Here is an 18,811-nt window from a genome sequence, read left to right as displayed (position 1 = left end):
CCGGGCGGGCTCCTAGCCTGGGCTCCATGACGCAGAGCACACGGACCGTGGACCGCACGAGCACCGAGCCCCTCGACCTCGCCGTCATCGGCGGTGACGGCATCGGACCGGAGGTGACGGAGCAGGCCGTCACCGTGCTGCAGGCGGCCCTGGCCGCGGAGGGCCGCCCGGCCGCCCGGCTCACCCCGTACGCGCTGGGCGCGGAGCACTGGCTGGCCACCGGCGAGGTGCTCACAGACGAGACCCTCGAGGCCCTGCGCGGGCACGAGGCGATCCTCTTCGGGGCCGTCGGCGCGGCCCCCGGGGACGAACGGATCCCCTCGGGGCTGATCGAGCGCGGGATCCTGCTGCGTCTGCGCTTCGCCCTGGACCACGCCGTGAACCTGCGCCCGTCCCGGCTGCTGCCCGGGGCCGTCAGTCCGCTGGCCGAGCCGGGCGGGATCGACGTCACCGTGGTCCGCGAGGGCACCGAGGGCCCCTACGCGGGCAACGGCGGCGTGCTCCGCGAGGGGACCGCGCACGAGATCGCCACTGAGGTGTCCGTGAACACCGCCCACGGGGTGCGCCGGGTGGTGGAGGACGCCTTCCGCCGCGCGGCCGCCACCCGACGCCGGCGCCTGACGCTCGTGCACAAGCACAACGTGCTCGTGCATGCCGGGCACCTGTGGCGGCGCACCGTGGAGGAGGTGTCCGCCGGGTTCCCCGAGGTGGCCTGGGACTACCTGCACGTGGACGCCGCCACGATCTTCCTCACCACGGACCCGGGCCGGTTCGACGTGATCGTCACGGACAACCTGTTCGGGGACATCCTCACGGACCTGGCCGCGGCCGTGACCGGCGGCATCGGCCTGGCCGCCTCCGGCAGCATCAACGTGGACGGCACCGCGCCGTCCATGTTCGAGCCGGTCCACGGCTCCGCCCCGGACATCGCCGGGCAGGGGCTCGCGGACCCGACCGCGGCGATCCTCTCGGCGGCCCTGCTGCTGGAGCACGTCGGCGAGGCGTCCGCCGCCGCGCGTGTGCGCTCGGCGGTGTGGGCCCACCTGGCCTCCCGCGGCGCCGGGCCCGTGGCCACCGCCGAGGTGGGGGCCGACGTCGTCGCCCGCCTGTGATAGCCGGCCGGTCATGTGCCCCCGGCACGTGATCGGCACCCCCTAGGATGTTCCCACCCCCGCCCCGGTCCGGACGCCCCGCGGCGCCGAGGCCCTCCCGAAGGAGAGATGTCCCCGTGAACACCCCCACGTTCGCCCGCCAGCCGCACCTGTCCCCGCTGGCCGATGAGAAGCGTGCCGAGATCCTGGAGAACCCCGGCTTCGGCGACGCCTTCACGGACCACATGGTCTCGATCGACTGGACCTGGTCCGAGGACGGCGGCACGTGGCACGACGCCCGCGTGGAGCCCTACGGTCCGCTGACTCTGGACCCGGCCACCTCCGTGCTGCACTACGCGCAGGAGATCTTCGAGGGCCTCAAGGCCTACCGCCACGCCGACGGCTCGGTGTGGACGTTCCGCCCCGAGGTCAACGCGGCCCGGCTGAACCGCTCCGCTCGCCGTCTGGCCCTGCCGGAGCTGCCCGAGGAGCTGTTCCTGGGCTCCCTCGAAGCGCTCGTGGAGGCCGACAAGGACTGGGTGCCCTCCGGTGACGGCCAGTCCCTGTACCTGCGCCCGTTCATGATCGCCACCGAGGCGTTCCTTGGCGTCCGGCCCGCCAAGGAGGTCCGCTACATGGTGATCGCCTCGCCCGCCGGCAACTACTTCGGCGGCGAGCTCAAGCCCGTGACCATCTGGGTCTCCCGCGAGTACGCCCGTGCCGGCCGCGGCGGCACCGGTGCCGCCAAGTGCGGCGGCAACTACGCCGCCTCGATGCTGCCGCAGCTCCAGGCCGCGGCCCAGGGCGCGAACCAGGTGGTGTTCCTGGACCACGAGCGCGAGGACGCGATCGAGGAGCTCGGTGGCATGAACGTGTTCTTCGTGTTCAAGGACGGCCGCCTGGTCACCCCCGAGCTGACCGGCACCATCCTCGAGGGCGTCACCCGCTCGTCCATCCTGCAGCTCGGCCGGGACATGGGCCTGACCGTGGAGGAGCGCCGTGTGACCCTGGCCGAGTGGGCCGAGGGTGTGCGCTCGGGCGAGATCACCGAGGTGTTCGCGTGCGGCACCGCAGCGGTGGTCACCCCCATCGGGCGTCTGCTCGACGGTGATGACGTGATCGAGTCCGCTGGCGGCACCGACGTGACGCTGCGGATCCGCGCGGAGCTCGAGGGCATCCAGACCGGCAAGGTCGAGGACCGGCACGGCTGGCTGCACCGCCTCGCCTGAGACTGCGCCCGGCGCCGAACAGCCCGGAACGACACGCGACGGGGGCCACATTATGTGATGTGGCCCCCGTAGGGGTGTGACGCATGAGACACTGGCCCGGTCCTGTCATCGTCTCGTGAACGGAGTTCTCATGAGCTCACACCGTCACTCGCCCACTGCGGGCGAGCCGGTCGATCCCCCCGTCGACCGCCTGCACACCCACCCGGAGGACCTGCCTCCGACCGAGGCCGAGGAGCGTCCGCGCTGGACGCCCCTGACTATCGGCGTCTGGACCGCGATCGCCCTGCTCGGCGGCGTCGCCTGGACCACGCTGGCCCTGCACCGCGGGGAGACCATCAACGCGATCTGGTTCGTCTTCGCCGCGGTGTCCACCTTCCTGATCGGCTACCGCTTCTACTCGAAGTACGTGGAGCGGATGATCGTCCGCCCGGACGACACCCGCGCCACCCCGGCCGAGTACCGGGGCGACGGCCGAGACTACGTGCCCACGGACCGTCGCGTGCTCTACGGCCACCACTTCGCGGCCATCGCCGGCGCCGGCCCGCTCGTGGGCCCCGTGCTGGCCGCCCAGATGGGCTACCTGCCGGGCACCGTGTGGATCATCGTCGGTGTGATCCTCGCCGGCGCCGTGCAGGACTACCTGGTGCTGTTCTTCTCCATGCGCCGCGGCGGCCGGTCCCTGGGCCAGATGGCCCGGGACGAGCTCGGCCGGGTGGGCGGCACCGCCGCGATCATCGCGACGCTGCTGATCATGGTGATCATCACCGCGATCCTCGCGCTCGTGGTGGTGAACGCCCTGGGCGAGTCCCCGTGGGGCGTGTTCTCCGTGGCCATGACCATCCCGATCGCCCTGTTCATGGGCGTGTACCTGCGCTACCTGCGCCCGGGCCGGATCACCGAGGTCTCCCTGATCGGCTTCGTCCTGCTGATCGCCGCGATCGTCGGCGGCGGCTGGATCGCCGAGACGGACTGGGGTGTGGCGATGTTCACCCTGGACCGCACCGCCATCGCCTGGGGCGTGATCATCTACGGCTTCGTGGCCGCCGTCCTGCCGGTGTGGCTGCTGCTGGCCCCGCGCGACTACCTGTCCACGTTCATGAAGATCGGCGTGATTGCCGGCCTGGCGGTCGCCATCGTGATCGTGCAGCCGCAGATCACCGCCCCGGCGTTCTCCGAGTTCGCCGGCGGTCAGACCGGTCCCGTGTGGGCGGGCTCGCTGTTCCCGTTCCTGTTCGTGACCATCGCGTGCGGCGCCCTCTCCGGCTTCCATGCGCTGATCTCCTCCGGCACCACCCCGAAGATGGTGGAGAAGGAGCGGCAGACTCGGTTCATCGGCTACGGCGGCATGCTCATGGAGGCCTTCGTGGCGATCATGGCGCTGGTGGCGGCTGTCACCCTGGACCGCGGCATCTACTTCGCCATGAACTCCCCGGCCGCCCTCACCGGCGGCACCCCGGAGTCCGCGGCCACGTGGGTGATGTCCCTCGGCCTGGCCGGTGTGGACATCTCCGCGCAGGACCTCTCCGGGCTGGCCGCCCTGGTGGGGGAGGATACGGTGGTCTCCCGCACCGGCGGTGCCCCGACCCTCGCGGTGGGCCTGTCCATGATCATGGGCCAGCTCATCGGCGGTGAGCAGATGATGGGCTTCTGGTACCACTTCGCCATCATGTTCGAAGCGCTGTTCATCCTCACCGCGGTGGATGCCGGCACCCGTGTGGCCCGCTTCATGCTGCAGGACTCCCTGGGCAACGTGTTCCCCCGCTTCCGGGACGTCAACTGGCGGCCGGGCGCGTGGCTGTGCACGGCCATCATGGTGGCCGCGTGGGGTGCGGTGCTGATCATGGGCGTCACCGACCCGCTGGGCGGCATCAACACGCTGTTCCCGCTGTTCGGCATCGCCAACCAGCTGTTGGCCTCGATCGCTCTGGCGGTGGTGCTGGCGATTGTGGCCCGGCGCCGTCACTTCCGCGGCCTGTGGATCGTTGCCCTGCCGCTGGCCTTCATCACCGTGGTGACCACGGTGGCGAGCCTGCAGAAGATCTTCTCCCCGGTGCCGGCCGTGGGCTACTGGGCACAGCACCGCGCGTTCCAGGACGCCCTGGCTGCGGGGCAGACGAGCTTCGGTGCGGCGCGGTCTGTGCCGGCCATGGAGGCCGTGGTCCGCAACACCTTCATCCAGGGCACCCTGTCCGTGGTGTTCTTCGTGCTCGCGCTGATCGTGATCGCCACGGCGCTGGCGGCCACGGTGCGCGCCTTCCGCTCGACGGAGGTCGTGGACCATCAGGACCCGTACGTGCCCTCGCGGCGCTTCGCCCCGGCCGGCCTGTTCGCCACGCCGGAGGAGAAGGAGCTGCAGGCCCAGTGGGATGCGCTGCCGGCCGAGAAGCAGCCGGTGCGGGGCCACTGACATGCGTGCTGCTGAGGGCCTGACGCCGGCCGGAGCCTGCCCCGCGCAGGTCTCGCCCGCGCGTCGGGCCTGGCGCTCGGCCCGGTGGTGGGTGCGTCAGCTCACCGGGGAGGCGAAGTACGACGCCTACCTGGCCCACCACCGGGCTCACCACCCTGACGAGGCCCCCATGACCGAGCGGCAGTTCTGGCGTTCCGAGTACGCCCGCCAGGATGCGAACCCCGGCAGCCGCTGCTGCTGAGCCTCCCGACGACGGCCCGTCGCCCGCACCCGCGGGCGGCGGGCCGTCGTCCCCCGCACGCGTGGGCGACGGGCCGTCGTCGTCCGCCGCCCCCGCGGCGTCCCGGCGACTACGCTGGCCCCCATGCGCATCGCCCGTTTCGTGGACCAGGCCGAACCGACCTACGGCATCGTGGAGGGCCCGGCGGACGCCGACCTCTCCGAGCTGAGCATCACCGCCCTGCAGGGGGACCCGTTCTTCCACGGGATCCAGCCCACCGGCACCACCCACCGGCTCGAGGACGTGCGGCTGGTCGCGCCGATCATCCCGCGCTCCAAGATCGTGGGCGTCGGCCGCAACTGGGCTGACCACGCCAAGGAGCTCGGCAACGAGGTGCCCACCTCGCCCCAGCTCTTCCTCAAGCCCAACACTGCGGTGGTCGGCCCCTATGAGCCGGTCACCCTGCCGAGCTGGTCGGACGAGGTCGCCTTCGAGGCCGAGCTGGCCGTGGTGATCGGCACCATCTGCAAGGACGTGCCCGTCTCCCGGGTGGACGATGTCGTCTTCGGCTACACCGTGGCCAACGACCTCACCGCCCGCGACGCCCAGCGCACCGACATGCAGTGGGCCCGCGCCAAGGGCTTCGACGGTGCCTGCCCGCTGGGCCCATGGATCGAGGCGGAGCTGGACGTCGAGGCCGCCGGCGGCCTGGCCGTGCGCTCCCGGGTGGACGGCGAGCTCCGGCAGGACGGCACCACCGCGGACATGGTCTTCGGTGTCAGGGAGATCGTCGCCGCAGTGTCCGAGGCGTTCACCCTCCTGCCCGGGGACGTCATCCTCACCGGCACCCCCTCCGGCGCCGGCGTCGTGGACGCCGGCCAGCGCGTGGAGTGCGAGGTGGAGGGCATCGGCACCCTGCTCACCCACCTGCGCCGCTGACACCCCCGACCCACGACGACGGCGGCCCTCCCCGTGCGGGGGTGTCGCCGTCGTCGTGTCCGGGCTCCCGCGTAGACTCGGTGACACCATGACTGAGCCCACCGCCCCCGCCTCCGAGTCCACCGCGGCCGAGAACGCCCCCGCACCCTTCACCGACGTCCCCCAGGTGGACGCCGGCACCCCCGTGCGCGTCCGGTTCTGCCCCTCGCCGACCGGCACCCCGCACGTGGGCCTGATCCGGACCGCGCTGTTCAACTGGGGCTGGGCCCGCCACACCGGCGGGAAGCTGATCTTCCGCATCGAGGACACGGATGCCAAGCGGGACTCGGAGGAGTCCTATCAGCAGCTGCTCGAGGCCATGCGCTGGCTCGGGATCGACTGGGACGAGGGCGTGGAGGTCGGCGGCCCGCACGAGCCGTACCGGCAGTCCCAGCGCGGGGAGATCTACGCCGAGGTGATCGACAAGCTCAAGGCCGGTGGGCACATCTACCCCTCCTACTCCACGCTGGAGGAGACCGAGGCCCGCCACCGCGCCGCCGGGCGCGACCCCAAGCTCGGCTACGACGGCTTCGACCGCGACCTCACCGACGAGCAGATCGCCGCGTTCGAGGCCGAGGGCCGCCAGCCCGTCTGGCGCCTGCGCATGCCGGATACGGACATCACCTTCACGGACCTGGTGCGCGGGGAGATCACCTTCAAGGCCGGCTCCGTGCCGGACTTCGTGGTGGTCCGTGCGGACGGCTCTCCGCTGTACACCCTGGTCAACCCGGTGGACGACGCGCTCATGGGCATCACCCATGTGCTGCGCGGCGAGGACCTGCTCTCCTCCACGCCGCGGCAGATCGCCCTGTACCGGGCGCTGCACGCGATCGGCGTGGCCGCGTACATGCCCGTGTTCGGGCACCTGCCCTACGTCATGGGCGAGGGCAACAAGAAGCTCTCCAAGCGCGACCCGCAGTCCAACCTGTTCCTGCACCGCGAGCACGGCTTCATCCCGGAGGGGCTGCTGAACTACCTGGCGCTGCTGGGCTGGTCGCTCTCCGCGGACGAGGACATCTTCACCCCCGAGCAGTTCGTGGAGCACTTCGACGTCCACAAGGTGCTGGCCAACCCGGCCCGCTTCGACGAGAAGAAGGCCGTGGCCATCAACGGCACGCACATCCGCATGCTCGAGCCCGCCGACTTCCGCGACCGCCTGGTGCCGTACCTGCGCGCCGCCGGCCTGGTGAGCGAGGAGCTCACCGAGCGTCAGGCCGAGATCCTCGACGCCGCCGCCCCGCTCGTGCAGGAGCGCGTGGCCCTGCTGGGCGAGGCCGTGGACATGCTCGCCTTCCTGTTCACCCCGGACGCCGAGATCGCCACCGCCGAGGGCGCCCTCAAGGGCATGCCCGCGGACCTGGGCGCGGCGGTGGCCGCCGCCCGCACGGCCCTCGCGGAGCTGCCGGCCGACGGGTTCACCACCGAGCGCATCGAGCAGGCCCTGCGCGCGGCCCTCGTGGAGGGCCTGGAGCTGAAGCCGCGCCAGGCGTTCGGCCCGGTGCGTGTGGCGGTGACCGGCAAGAAGGTCTCCCCGCCGCTGTTCGAGTCCCTCGAGATCCTCGGCCGGGACGCCGCGCTGGCCCGCCTGGACCGCTTCGCCTCGGAGCAGGGCGTGGCCTGAGCTGGCCGCGCACACCGTGACGCACCACCCCGGGACCCCCTCCGCGCCGCGCGTGGAGGGGGTCCTGTTCGACCTCGACGACACCCTCCTGGACCTGCGCACCGCCCAGCTGGCCGCCTTCACGGCCACGGTGCGCCGCCAGTGGCCGCAGGCGCCGGACGTCGGGAGCCGGCGGTTCGACGACGCCGCCCACCACTTCGCCGCGGACGTCGCCGGGCACTACCAGCGGTATGTGGCGGGGGAGACGGACTTCACGGGCCAGCGGCTGGCCCGGGCCCGGGACGCGCTCACGCAGCTCGGGGCACCCGAGGCGCTGGCGGTGCCCCGACCGGAGCTGTGGACCGACGCCTACGAGGCCGAGGTGCGCTCCCACTGGGCCCTGTTCGAGGACGTCGCCCCCACCCTGGAGGCCCTGCGCCGGCGGGGCGTGGCCGTGGGGATCATCACGAACAACGTGGAGGCCTACCAGAGGGGCAAGGCGGACACGATCGGGCTGACGGACGTGCGCGTGCTCGTCGGTTCGGACACCGCGGGCGCCCCCAAGCCGGACCCGGCCCCGTTCCTGGAGGCCTGCCGCCGGCTCGACCTCGCCCCGGCGCAGGTGGCCTGCGTGGGGGACAGCCTGACCCACGATGTGCGTGGGGCGGCAGCGGCGGGGCTGGTGCCGGTGTGGCTGCGGCGCGGACTGCCCGACGCCGGCCGGCCGGTCTGGGAGCCCGAGGCGGCGGCATGGCAGGTGGCCGGTCTCGGGGCCCTCACGGCCTGGTGGGACGCCGATTTGGCATCGCGCGAGGAGATGGGGTAGAGTTCTTACTCGTTGCCGGGAAAGCCCGGGAACACAGATTCGTGAACAGCACGATGGAATTCAGTTCAGCTGAATTGCATTGGGGTATGGTGTAATTGGCAACACAACGGTTTCTGGTACCGTCATTCTAGGTTCGAGTCCTGGTACCCCAGCGGTCCTGCATCGGTGCTTCTCCTCTGGAGGCGGCGCGCGCAGGACGCCGGGAGCCTGATAGGCTTCTACGGTCGCTCCTTCACGGAGTGGATACGGCCCCATCGTATAGCGGCCTAGTACGCCGCCCTCTCACGGCGGTAACGCGGGTTCAAATCCCGCTGGGGTCACAGTGAGCACAAGAGCCCGGTCCTGATGGACCGGGCTCTTGTCGTCTCTCCGGGTTTCCCCGCTCCTGTCGGCCCCGCCGCAGGCGGGGGAGTGGTCGATTTGCATCCCCGCCGAGGGGTGGGTATGCTTTCCGAGTCCGATCGGCGCGCAGGCGCGGAACGGACAGGAGCAGGGCAGGCGCCCTGCCGACTCGGCCCCATCGTATAGCGGCCTAGTACGCCGCCCTCTCACGGCGGTAACGCGGGTTCAAATCCCGCTGGGGTCACCACCGAGTAACGAGAGCCCGGTCCACACGGACCGGGCTCTCGTCGTCTCAGCCCCCTCCTCGCAGCCCTCGCCCCGCCGCCGACGGCCGTGCCCGCCCCCGCCATGAGACGATGACGGACGTGTCACACCACGAACAGAACGTCACCGAGCTGGGCGTCGACACGGCCGTGCGCCGCGTGCGTGCCCACGTCAACGCCCTCGACCTGCCGTTCGAGACCGACTCGGCGCCCGCCGACCGTGCCGAGCGCGAGCGCACCCTCCACCAGGTGGACGACTACGTGCTGCCGCGCCTGGACTCCCTCGACGCCCCGCTGCTGGCCGTCGTCGGCGGCTCCACCGGCGCCGGCAAGTCCACGCTCGTGAACGCACTCGTCGGCCACGAGATCTCCCGCTCCTCGGCGCTGCGCCCCACCACGCGCCAGCCGCTGCTGCTGCACCACCCCGAGGACGCCCACTGGTTCACCGGGCCGCGCGTGCTCCCGGACCTTGCCCGGGTCACCGTGCACCGCACCGCCGCCTCCGGCCCCGTGGAGCCGGACGGCTCCGCGATGGACACGGTCGCACTCGTGGCCGAGCCCGCCCTGCCCGCCGGCATCGCACTCGTCGACGCCCCGGACATCGACTCGGTGGCCGACCAGAACCGGGCGTTGGCCCGCCAACTGCTCGAGGCCGCGGACCTGTGGATCTTCACCACCACCGCCCACCGCTACGCCGACGCCGTCCCCTGGCGCCTGCTCGACGAGGCCGCCGCCCGGGACATCACCGTGGCCGTGGTGCTCGGCCGGGTTCCCGAAGGCGCCGCCGAGGCCGTCACCGCGGACCTCGAGCGCATGCTCCGCGAGCACGGCCTGCCCGAGGCCCGCGTGCACGTGATCCCGGAGACCCGCTTCGACGAGCGTGGGCTCCTGCCCGAGGAGCACGTGGCCGGCCTGCGCTCCTGGCTCACGGGCCTGGCCGAGGACGCCCAGGCCCGGGCCGACGTCGCCCGCCGCACCGTGGACGGCGTGCTCGCCCAGCTCGCCGACCGTGTGGAGGCCCTCGCCGGGGCCGAGCAGGCCCAGCACGAGGCCGCGGCCCGCCTGCGGCGGATCGTGGACGACGCCGCCGAACGCGCCGTGGACACCGTCCACCAGGCCACCTCGGACGGCACCCTGCTGCGCGGCGAGGTGCTCGCCCGCTGGCAGGACTTCGTGGGCACCGGCGAGTTCTTCCGCGGCCTCGAATCCGCGATCGGCCGACTGCGGGACCGTGTGGGGGCGATCGTCCGGGGGCGCCCCGCCCCGCCCGAAGAGGTCGAGACCGCCCTCGAGACCGGCCTGCACGCCGTCATGGTGGAGGCCGCCGCCGTGGCCGCCGAACAGGTCGAGCGCCACTGGCGTGCGGAGCCGGCCGGCCGGGCCCTCGTGGCCGGGCACGACCTCGGCGCCCTGCCCGCCGGCACCTCCGAGCGGGCCGCAGCCCTCGTGCGCGACTGGCAGCAGGACGTGCTCACCCTCATCCAGGAGGAGGGTGCCGGCCGCCGCACCCGGGCCCGCCTGGCCGCGTTCGGCGTCAACGGCGCCGCCGTGGCCCTGATGGTCATCTCCTTCGCCACCACCGCCGGGCTGACCGGCGTGGAGATCGGCATCGCCGGCGGTGCCGCCGCCGTCGGCCAGAAGCTGCTGGAGTCGATCTTCGGCGAGGACGCCGTGCGCCGCATGGCCCGCCGCTCCAGTGAGCTGCTGGACGAGCGCGTGCGCGGGCTGCTCCGGGAGATGCTCGGCGACCGCTTCCTGCCGCTGCTGCACCTGGAGCGCAGCGGCGAGGACACCGCTGCACTGCGCGCCCTCGTGCCCGTGCTGCGCCGCGGCGTGGAGGCCGGACTGGACGGCCCGGACCAGGAGGAGACCCGATGAGCCACACTGTCGCCCCGCTCGCCGAGCGCCTCGAAGCCCTCGGCACGGCCGCTGAGCTCGGCCGCGACCGCCTCCCACCGGCCCCCGTGGACGCGGCCGAGGCCGCCGTCGCCGCCGCCGGCCGCCGCCAGTCCCTGTCTGCCGAGCACACCGTGGTCGGCTTCTTCGGGGCCACCGGCTCCGGCAAGTCCTCCCTGTTCAACGCCCTCACCGGCCGGGACCTCGCCCGTGTGGCCGCCACCCGCCCCACCACCTCCGAGCCGATGGCCGCAGTGTGGGGCGTGGGCCGCGGGCAGGCCACCGACAGCGAAGGCGGCGGAGCCTCAGCCCTGCTGGACTGGCTCGGCGTGCGCCGCCGCCACCTGCTCGACGACGCCCCCGTCCTCGACGCCGACCGCCCCGGGTTCCTGGGGCTGGGCCGCCGGCACGGAGCCGACGCGACCGGGCTGATCCTGCTGGACCTGCCCGATGTGGACTCCGTGGAGCACGGCAACCGGGAGATCACCGAGCGCCTGGCCGGGCATGTGGACGTGCTCGTGTGGGTGGTGGACCCGGAGAAGTACGCCGACGCCGTGATCCACCGCGACTTCCTGGCCCGCATGGGCTCCCACGCCGCGGTCACCCTGGTGCTGCTCAACCAGGTGGACCGGCTGGAGCTGCGGGACCGGGACGAGGTGCTCGCCTCCCTGCACCACATGCTCTCCGGCCACGGGCTCGCGGAGGTGCGGGTGCTGCCCGTCTCGGCACGCACGGGGGAGGGCCTGGAGGAGGTCGGCCGGCAGATCGCCGGGATCGTGGCCTCCCGGGGAGCCGCCGCCCAGCGCCTGGCTGCGGACGTGTCCGCCCGGGCCGCCGAGCTCGAGGCGGCCGCCGGTGAGGGCGAGCCGGCGGGCCTGGGAGAGCAGGACGTCCAGCGCCTGGGTTCCGACCTCGCCACCGCCGGCGGGGTACCGGCCGTCGTGCGGGCCGTGGAGGGCTCCTACCGGCTGCGCTCGGCCAAGCGCACCGGCTGGCCGGTGCTGCGGTGGATGCACTCCTTCCGCGCCGACCCGCTGCGCCGCCTGCACCTGATGCCTGCGCGCGCCGCCGTCGGACGGGACCGCGACCGCCCGGCACACGACCCGTCCCTGCACCGCACCTCCCTGCCCGAACGCACCGGCACCCAGACGGCGATGGTTGACGGCGCGGTCCGCACCCTGGTCACCACCGCCTCCCGGGGCGCCTCCGACCCCTGGGCCGCCGCGATCCGCCGCGCCGGTCGTTCCGAGGCCGGGCACCTGCCGGACGCCGTGGACCAGGCCATCGCCGCCACGGACCTCGGGGCCGGCCGTGGCTCCTGGTGGTGGCCTGTGCTGGACGTGCTGCAGTGGCTCGCCCTCCTGACGGCCGTGGTGGGCGCCGGGTGGCTCGGGGCCTACGCCCTGACCGCGTACCTGCAGATCCCGTTGCCCCCGGCCCCCACCGCGCAGGGGATCCCCGTGCCCACGCTGATGCTCGTCGGCGGCCTCGCCCTGGGCCTGCTGCTCACCCTGCTGGCCGTGCCGCTGACCCGGCTGGCCGCCGCCGCCCGCGGCCGCTACGCCCGGCGTCGGCTCGAGGAGGGCACGGTCGAGGTCGGCCGCCGCCTCGTCGTGGAGCCGGTAGCCGCGGAGCTGGAGCGCCACCGGCGCTTCCGTGAGGCGCTCGCCGTGGCCGCCGGCCGCACCGGACGGGGGCGCACCCGCCGATGAGCACCCCCACCCCCGAACCGACCACGACGCCGGCCCCCGCCGGCATCGCACCGGCGGCCGCCTCCGGGCATGCCCCGGGGCCGGCCCCCGTGGTGGGTGCGCTCGCCGAGGAGGCGCTGCTGGAGGTCATCCAGGATTCGCTGGCGCCCATCGGCCGGGACGCGCACTGGCCCGCCGGAACGGTGCCCCCGGGCGACGACGCCGCCGTGGTCCCCGCCCCGGGCGGGGCCGTGGCGGTCTCCACCGACGCCATGGGGGAGGGCACCGACTTCCTCGCCCTCTGGCCCGCCGGGGTGCGCACCCGCGGCCACGACGTCGGCTGGAAGGCCGCCGCGCAGAACCTCTCGGACATCAACGCGATGGGCGGGACGGCCTCCGCGCTCGTGACCGCCCTCGTGCTCCCGTCCCACACCCCCGTGGCCTGGGTCGCCGCCCTCGGTCGGGGCATGGCCGTGGCCCTGCCGGCGCTCGGAGCCCCGGGCTGCCGTGCCGCCGGCGGCGACCTCGGCTCCGGCGACCGCGTGCAGGTGACCGTCACCGTGCTGGGCGATCCTCCCCCCACCGGGGCTCTGCGCCGCCGCCCCGACCCCGCGGTGCGGGAGCGGCTGTGCCGTGAGGGTGCCGACCTCGTGCACGCCCAGGCCGGGCTGCACCCCCGTGCAGCCGACCCTTCGGGCCCGGGCTGGGCCGCCGCGGGCCTGGCCCTGCTGCTGACCCCTCGCCAGGTGCTGGAGCGGCGCTGGGCGGCGCTGCCGGCCGAACGGCGCCCGGGACCGAGGGAGCTGGCCAGGGCCGTGCGCGCCCAGCTGCGCCCGCGCCCGCCGCTGCCCCTGGGCCCGGCCGCCGCGGCCGCCGGGGGTGTCGTCGCCCTCATGGACGTCTCCGACGGCCTCGGCCGGGACGGGCACCGCATCGCCCGGGCCTGCGGCGACGGCGCCCTGGAGCCTTGGGTTGACGAGGCCTGGCTGGCCCGAGCCACCACCGGACTGGCCCGGGTGGCCGCCCTGGCCGAGGTGCAGCCCGAGCACCTCGCCCTCGGCGGCGGGGAGGACTACGGACTGCTCGGGGTGCTGCCCCACGGGGCACCCCTGCCGGACGGGTTCCGGCGGATCGGCCGGCTCGTGCCGGCCGGGGAGCGCCCGGCCGGGCACGAGCCCCTGCCCGAGCGCGGCTGGGACCACTTCGGCGCCGAGGGTCGCTGACGGCCCGCGCGCGGCCGGCACGGCCGGGGCCGCCTCGGCCGGGCCCGGCCTGGCGGGGCCCTCAGCCGGAGGTGAGGGTGCCGGCGTCGTACCGGTGGCCCAGACCCACGAGGGTCCATCCGGCCTCGACCCAGCGCTGCCGGTCCAACACGTTGCGTCCGTCCACGATCAGCCGAGAGGCCACCAGGGCCCCGGTCTCCTCCGGGTCCATGCGGCGGAACTGCTCCCACTCCGTCAGCAGCAGCACGACCTGCGCACCCTCGAGCGCCGAGGCCAGCGAGCCCCGGTAGTCGAGGCGGGGGAAGCGGGCCGCCGCGTTCTCACTGGCCTCCGGGTCGTACACCCGGACCTCCGCGCCGGCCGAGTACAGGCGGTTGGCGACGTCGAGGGCGGGGGAGTCGCGCACGTCGTCCGAGTCCGGCTTGAAGCTCACCCCCAGCACCGCCACCCGGGCGCCGTTGAGAACCCCGGGCCCGGCGAGCGCCTCGCCCAGGGTGCCGGCGGCGCGGCGGCGTGCGTCGGTGAGCATCCGCACCGTCAGGTCCACCACGCGGTCGCGGCGGCGCAGGTTGATGTCGTCCACCTCGGCCAGGAAGCGCATGGTGCGGTCCAGGCCGAGCTCGCAGACGCGCGCCTGCAGGGCACGGATGTCCTTGGGCAGGCAGCCGCCGCCGAAGCCGACCCCGGCATTCAGGAAGCGGCGCCCGATCCGGGCGTCCAGACCGATCGCGTCCGCCAGGGTGCCGATGTCCCCTCCGACGGTCTCGGTGATCTCGCTGAACGCGTTGATGAAGGAGATCTTCGTGGCCAGGAACGCGTTGGCGGCCACCTTGACCAGCTCGGCGGTCTCCAGGTCCGTGCCGATCCACGGGGTGCCCGCCGCCAGCGGGGCGGCGTAGACCCGGCGCAGCACCTGCTCGGCGTGCGCGGAGCCCACCCCGACCACCAGGCGGTCCGGGGTGAGGGTGTCCTTCACGGCGAACCCTTCGCGCAGGAACTCCGGGTTCCAGGCCAGCTCCACCGTGCCCGGCAGTCCGGCGGCGGCGCGGATCCCGACCACCCTGTCGGTCAGGCGGCGGGCGGTGCCCACGGGCACGGTGGACTTGCCCACGATCAGGGCGTCGCGGTCCACGGCCGCGGCCAGGGACTCGACGGCGGCGTCCACATAGGTGAGATCCGCCGCGGACTCGCCGACCCTCTGGGGCGTGCCCACACCGATGAAGTGCACGTCCGCCCAGCGGGCGGCCTCGGTGATGTCCGTGGTGAAGCGCAGCCGCCCGGAGTCCACGTGGCGGCGCAGCAGCTCGGGCAGGCCGGGCTCGTGGAAGGGGACCTCCCCGCGGGCCAGGCGTTCGATCTTCGCCGGGTCCACGTCCACGCCGAGCACCTCGAAGCCGAGCTCGGCCATGCAGGCGGCGTGGGTGGCGCCCAGGTACCCGGTGCCGACCACGGACAGCCGCAGGGCCGGGTGCTCGGCAGCCGACTCATCGCCGGAGGGGCCGCCGGGGGCGCAGACCTCGGGGCGGGCGGCGACGGGGGCGGGGGTGTCGGTCACGGGTCGTCTCCTCGGAGCGGGGGTGGGAGGGGAACGGGGCCACGGCGAGCGTAATCCCGGCCCTCCCGGTCGGGGCGGCGGATCGGCCGCGCAGCCACAGATGTTCCCCGTGTGGACGTCCCCCGTTCAGATGGCCGCCGCCCGGATGTCTCCGCCGGGCGTCTCCGCTCAGTCGTCCCCGGCGCGGATCGCGGCCGTGAGCCGGTCCGCGGCGGTGACCACGGCCTCGGCGTGCACACGCCCGGGCTGGCGGGAGAGGCGCTCGAGCGGGCCGGAGATGGAGACGGCGGCGATCACCCGGCCGTTCGGCCCGCGCACCGGGGCGGAGACCGAGGCGACGCCGGGCTCGCGCTCGGCCAGGGACTGGGCCCACCCGCGACGGCGGACGGCGGCCAGGACGGTGGGGGTGAACACCGCACCGGCCAGGCCCTCCACGAGGCGCTCGTGGTCCTCCCAGGCCAGCAGCACCTGGGCGGCGGAGCCGGCCTTCATGGACATGCGCGCCCCCACCGGGATCGTGTCCCGCAGGCCCCAGGGGCGTTCGGCACTGGCCACGCACACGCGGGCGTCGGCCTGGCGCCGGAACACCTGGGCGGACTCCCCGCAGGTGTCCCGCAGCCACAGCAGCACGGGGCCGGCGGCCGTGCTGAGGCGGTCCTCGCCGGCGGCGGAGGCCAGCTCGGCCAGACGGGAGCCGAGCACGTACCGGCCCTGCAGGTCCTTGGCCACGAGCCGGTGATGCATCAGCGCCGCGGCCAGCCGGTGCAGGGTGGGGCGGGCGATGCCCGTGGTGGCCACCAGCTCCGCGAGGGTGGCCGGGCCGGGCTCCAGGGTGTCGAGGATCGCCACCGACTTGTCCAGCACGCCCACACCGCTGGGGTGCTCGTGCAGGGCGGGGGCGGGATCGGGGACGGCGCTCGCACGGATCATGGGCCGAGGATAGCCGTCTCACTGAGCGGACGGAAGGTGCCCGAGTGTCGGCGCCCAGCCCATCCTCCACGCGCCTGCCCGCGCGATCGGGCGCACGCGGGCAGTCAACGGGGGTCGGTGGCCCCGGGCGCCCCGGCCCCCGCCTGTCTCATGGATTGAGACGAGCGGGGCGGGCCGTCGTCGTCTCCGCCGAGGGCGGGCAGAGTGAGACATGCGCCACGGCGGACCCGCCGCGGCCACGCCACATCGAGGAGGAGGTCCGGTCCATGGACACGCCGGTCACCGCGACGGCCGAGCCGTCCGCCCCGCGCCCGCGCACCCTGGCCGAGAAGGTCTGGGACGAGCACGTCGTCGTCCGCGGTGAGGGGGAGGGCTCCGCCCGCACCCCCGACCTGCTCTACATCGACCTGCACCTGGTGCACGAGGTCACCAGCCCGCAGGCCTTCGAGGGCCTGCGCCTGGCCGGACGCCCTGTGGCCCGGCCCGACCTGACGATCGCCACTGAGGACCACAACACCCCCACGCAGGCCATCGACCGGCCCATCGCCGACCCCACCTCCCGCACACAGATCGAGACCCTGCGCGCCAACGCCGAGGAGTTCGGGATCCGGCTGCACCGGCTCGGGGACCGCGAGCAGGGGATCGTGCACGTCGTCGGGCCCCAGCTCGGGCTCACCCAGCCGGGCATGACCGTGGTCTGCGGGGACTCGCACACCTCCACCCACGGGGCCTTCGGCGCCCTCGCCTTCGGCATCGGCACCTCCGAGGTGGAGCACGTGCTGGCCACCCAGACCCTGCCGCTCAAGCCTTTCAAGACCATGGCGATCACGGTGGACGGCACCCTCCGCGAGGGCGTGACGGCCAAGGACATCATCCTCGCGGTCATCGCGAGGATCGGCACCGGCGGCGGCCAGGGCCACGTGCTCGAGTACCGCGGCGAGGCCATCCGTTCCCTCTCCATGGAGGGGCGCATGACCGTGTGCAACATGTCCATCGAGGCCGGCGCCCGGGCCGGCATGATCGCCCCGGACGAGACCACCTTCGCGTACCTGCGCGGCCGCCCCCACGCCCCGCAGGGCGAGGACTGGGACGCCGCCGTTGAGCACTGGCGCACCCTCGCCACCGATGAGGGCGCCGAGTTCGACGCCGAGGTCGTCATCGACGCCGACACCCTCGAGCCCTTCGTCACCTGGGGCACCAACCCCGGCCAGGGCGTCCCGCTGGGCGAGGCCGTCCCGGACCCGAACTCCTTCGCGGATCCCACCGCCCGGGAGTCCGCCCACAAGGCCCTGCGCTACATGGACCTCACCCCCGGCACCCCCATGAAGGAGATCGCCGTGGACACCGTGTTCATGGGCTCCTGCACGAACTCCCGGATCGAGGACCTGCGCGCCTTCGCCTCCGTGATCCGCGGCCGCACCAAGGCCGAGGGGGTGCGCGTGATGGTGGTGCCCGGCTCCGCCCGCGTCCGCCTGCAGGCCATGGAGGAGGGCATCGACCGGATCGTGGAGGACTTCGGCGCCGAGTGGCGCTTCGCAGGCTGCTCCATGTGCCTGGGCATGAACCCGGACCAGCTCAGCCCGGGCCAGCGCTGCGCCTCCACCTCCAACCGCAACTTCGAGGGCCGCCAGGGCAAGGGCGGACGCACCCACCTGGTCTCGCCCCTCGTGGCGGCCGCCACCGCCGTGCTGGGCTGTCTTGCCTCCCCGGGCGACCTGCCGCCACGGCCCGAGCCCACCGCCGGGCAGGACGACGCCGACCCCTGCCGACAGGAGGCCTGAGCCATGGAGAAGTTCACCGCGCACACCGGTGTGGGGGTGCCCCTGCGGGACTCCAACGTGGACACCGACCAGATCATCCCCGCCGTCCACCTCAAGCGGATCTCCCGCACCGGCTTCGAGGACGCCCTGTTCTCCGGCTGGCGCCAGGACCCGGAGTTCGTGCTCAACACCGAGCCCTACAACGCCGGCACCGTGCTCGTGGCCGGCCCGGACTTCGGCACCGGCTCCTCCCGCGAGCACGCCGTCTGGGCCCTGAAGGACTACGGTTTCCGGGCTGTGCTCTCCCCACGGTTCGCGGACATCTTCCGCGGCAATGCGGCCAAGCAGGGGCTCGTGGCCGCCGAAGTGGACCAGGAGGACATCGAGCGGATCTGGAAGGAGCTGGAGACCGTCCCCGGCACCGAGGTCACCGTGGACCTCGAGGCGCGCACCGTCTCCTGCGGCGGCCACACCGCCGCGTTCCGGATCGACGACGACACCCGCCGCCGTCTGCTCGCGGGCCTGGACGACATCGCCCTGACCCTCACCCACGCCGACCGCATCGCCGCCTACGAGGCCACCCGGCCCCGCCACCGGCCCACCACCCTGCCGGCGCGCACGGACGACTGAGTCACGGCACATCCGGGCCACAGTGCCCGGGCCCGGCGGCGGTGCGGTCCGACCTCCCCAGGTCCTATGCTGGGACGCGATTCCGGGCCCGCCCGTCGTCGTCCGCCGCGACGACGGGCTCCCGCCGACCGGACCTCTGGCGCCCACCTGGCGTGACGTCGCCGAGAACG

Annotated in this window: 14 protein-coding genes and 3 tRNA genes; 15 read left to right on the top strand and 2 right to left on the bottom strand. The window is 73.9% G+C overall.

Features of this window, described 5'->3' with window-relative positions; translation table 11 throughout:
• Positions 1–26 precede the first annotated feature (26 nt).
• The 13 genes from SPI96_RS07370 (at position 27) to SPI96_RS07310 (ending at position 13,766) form a co-directional block, all read left to right on the top strand.
• On the top strand, positions 27–1,112 hold the full coding sequence (locus SPI96_RS07370; protein WP_321081720.1) for a 3-isopropylmalate dehydrogenase: 1,086 nt from the start codon (positions 27–29) through the stop codon (positions 1,110–1,112).
• Positions 1,113–1,228: 116 nt separating this feature from the next.
• On the top strand, positions 1,229–2,320 hold the full coding sequence (locus SPI96_RS07365) for a branched-chain amino acid aminotransferase (protein ID WP_321081719.1): 1,092 nt from the start codon (positions 1,229–1,231) through the stop codon (positions 2,318–2,320).
• A 130-nt stretch (positions 2,321–2,450) separates the two neighbouring features.
• On the top strand, positions 2,451–4,727 hold the full coding sequence (locus SPI96_RS07360; protein WP_321081718.1) for a carbon starvation CstA family protein: 2,277 nt from the start codon (positions 2,451–2,453) through the stop codon (positions 4,725–4,727).
• A gap of 1 nt (position 4,728) precedes the next feature.
• The gene (locus SPI96_RS07355; protein WP_321081717.1) at positions 4,729–4,968 is read left to right on the top strand and encodes a YbdD/YjiX family protein; all 240 of its coding nucleotides are present in this window, start codon (positions 4,729–4,731) and stop codon (positions 4,966–4,968) included.
• Positions 4,969–5,091: 123 nt separating this feature from the next.
• Positions 5,092–5,886: a fumarylacetoacetate hydrolase family protein gene (locus tag SPI96_RS07350; protein WP_321081716.1), complete on the top strand. Its 795-nt coding sequence runs from the start codon at positions 5,092–5,094 to the stop codon at positions 5,884–5,886.
• A gap of 88 nt (positions 5,887–5,974) precedes the next feature.
• Positions 5,975–7,546 (top strand): glutamate--tRNA ligase, encoded by a 1,572-nt coding sequence (gltX, locus tag SPI96_RS07345; RefSeq protein ID WP_321081715.1) that lies wholly within the window; start codon positions 5,975–5,977, stop codon positions 7,544–7,546.
• 16 nt (positions 7,547–7,562) lie between these two features.
• Complete coding sequence (locus SPI96_RS07340) at positions 7,563–8,351, top strand: HAD family hydrolase (protein WP_321081714.1); 789 nt, start codon at positions 7,563–7,565, stop codon at positions 8,349–8,351.
• Positions 8,352–8,431: 80 nt separating this feature from the next.
• A tRNA-Gln gene (locus tag SPI96_RS07335) sits at positions 8,432–8,503 on the top strand.
• A 95-nt stretch (positions 8,504–8,598) separates the two neighbouring features.
• A tRNA-Glu gene (locus SPI96_RS07330) sits at positions 8,599–8,671 on the top strand.
• Positions 8,672–8,864: 193 nt separating this feature from the next.
• Positions 8,865–8,940 (top strand) — tRNA-Glu (locus SPI96_RS07325).
• A gap of 118 nt (positions 8,941–9,058) precedes the next feature.
• Positions 9,059–10,834 (top strand): dynamin family protein, encoded by a 1,776-nt coding sequence (locus tag SPI96_RS07320; RefSeq protein WP_321081713.1) that lies wholly within the window; start codon positions 9,059–9,061, stop codon positions 10,832–10,834.
• On the top strand, positions 10,831–12,564 hold the full coding sequence (locus SPI96_RS07315; RefSeq protein ID WP_321081712.1) for a GTPase: 1,734 nt from the start codon (positions 10,831–10,833) through the stop codon (positions 12,562–12,564). Before SPI96_RS07320 ends, SPI96_RS07315 begins: the two co-directional genes overlap by 4 nt.
• Positions 12,561–13,766: a thiamine-phosphate kinase gene (locus SPI96_RS07310; protein WP_321081711.1), complete on the top strand. Its 1,206-nt coding sequence runs from the start codon at positions 12,561–12,563 to the stop codon at positions 13,764–13,766. The genes SPI96_RS07315 and SPI96_RS07310 overlap by 4 nt, the downstream gene beginning before the upstream one ends.
• Positions 13,767–13,827: 61 nt before the next feature.
• On the opposite strand, the gene SPI96_RS07305 is transcribed toward SPI96_RS07310, so the two are convergent.
• Complete coding sequence (locus tag SPI96_RS07305; RefSeq protein WP_321081764.1) at positions 13,828–15,228, bottom strand: UDP-glucose/GDP-mannose dehydrogenase family protein; 1,401 nt, start codon at positions 15,226–15,228, stop codon at positions 13,828–13,830.
• A gap of 261 nt (positions 15,229–15,489) precedes the next feature.
• Positions 15,490–16,251 carry an IclR family transcriptional regulator gene (locus tag SPI96_RS07300; RefSeq protein WP_321081710.1) on the bottom strand — a complete coding sequence of 254 codons (762 nt, stop codon included), beginning with the start codon at positions 16,249–16,251 and terminating at the stop codon, positions 15,490–15,492.
• A gap of 266 nt (positions 16,252–16,517) precedes the next feature.
• Here SPI96_RS07300 and leuC point away from each other — a divergent pair, with 266 nt between their 5' ends.
• Positions 16,518–18,032, top strand: coding sequence for a 3-isopropylmalate dehydratase large subunit (gene leuC / locus SPI96_RS07295; protein ID WP_321081709.1), 1,515 nt, complete (start codon positions 16,518–16,520; stop codon positions 18,030–18,032).
• Positions 18,033–18,035: 3 nt separating this feature from the next.
• On the top strand, positions 18,036–18,641 hold the full coding sequence (gene leuD, locus SPI96_RS07290; RefSeq protein ID WP_321081708.1) for a 3-isopropylmalate dehydratase small subunit: 606 nt from the start codon (positions 18,036–18,038) through the stop codon (positions 18,639–18,641).
• Positions 18,642–18,811 lie beyond the last annotated feature (170 nt).

The organism is Micrococcus sp. (assembly GCF_034179925.1).
Lineage (GTDB): Bacteria > Actinomycetota > Actinomycetes > Actinomycetales > Micrococcaceae > Micrococcus.
The sequence above is the reverse complement of the archived record's forward strand: the minus strand, read 5'-3'. Positions and strand labels throughout refer to the sequence as shown.

What these genes read in the sequence shown, in the direction of transcription:
- SPI96_RS07350 (WP_321081716.1), top strand. Translation starts at nt 5,092, where the DNA reads ATGCGCATCGCCCGTTTCGTGGACCAGGCCGAACCGACCTACGGCATC.
- SPI96_RS07315 (WP_321081712.1), top strand. Translation starts at nt 10,831, where the DNA reads ATGAGCCACACTGTCGCCCCGCTCGCCGAGCGCCTCGAAGCCCTCGGC.
- SPI96_RS07355 (WP_321081717.1), top strand. Translation starts at nt 4,729, where the DNA reads ATGCGTGCTGCTGAGGGCCTGACGCCGGCCGGAGCCTGCCCCGCGCAG.
- leuD (WP_321081708.1), top strand. Translation starts at nt 18,036, where the DNA reads ATGGAGAAGTTCACCGCGCACACCGGTGTGGGGGTGCCCCTGCGGGAC.
- SPI96_RS07370 (WP_321081720.1), top strand. Translation starts at nt 27, where the DNA reads ATGACGCAGAGCACACGGACCGTGGACCGCACGAGCACCGAGCCCCTC.
- SPI96_RS07310 (WP_321081711.1), top strand. Translation starts at nt 12,561, where the DNA reads ATGAGCACCCCCACCCCCGAACCGACCACGACGCCGGCCCCCGCCGGC.
- SPI96_RS07300 (WP_321081710.1), bottom strand. Translation starts at nt 16,251, where the DNA reads ATGATCCGTGCGAGCGCCGTCCCCGATCCCGCCCCCGCCCTGCACGAG.
- gltX (WP_321081715.1), top strand. Translation starts at nt 5,975, where the DNA reads ATGACTGAGCCCACCGCCCCCGCCTCCGAGTCCACCGCGGCCGAGAAC.
- SPI96_RS07360 (WP_321081718.1), top strand. Translation starts at nt 2,451, where the DNA reads ATGAGCTCACACCGTCACTCGCCCACTGCGGGCGAGCCGGTCGATCCC.
- leuC (WP_321081709.1), top strand. Translation starts at nt 16,518, where the DNA reads ATGGACACGCCGGTCACCGCGACGGCCGAGCCGTCCGCCCCGCGCCCG.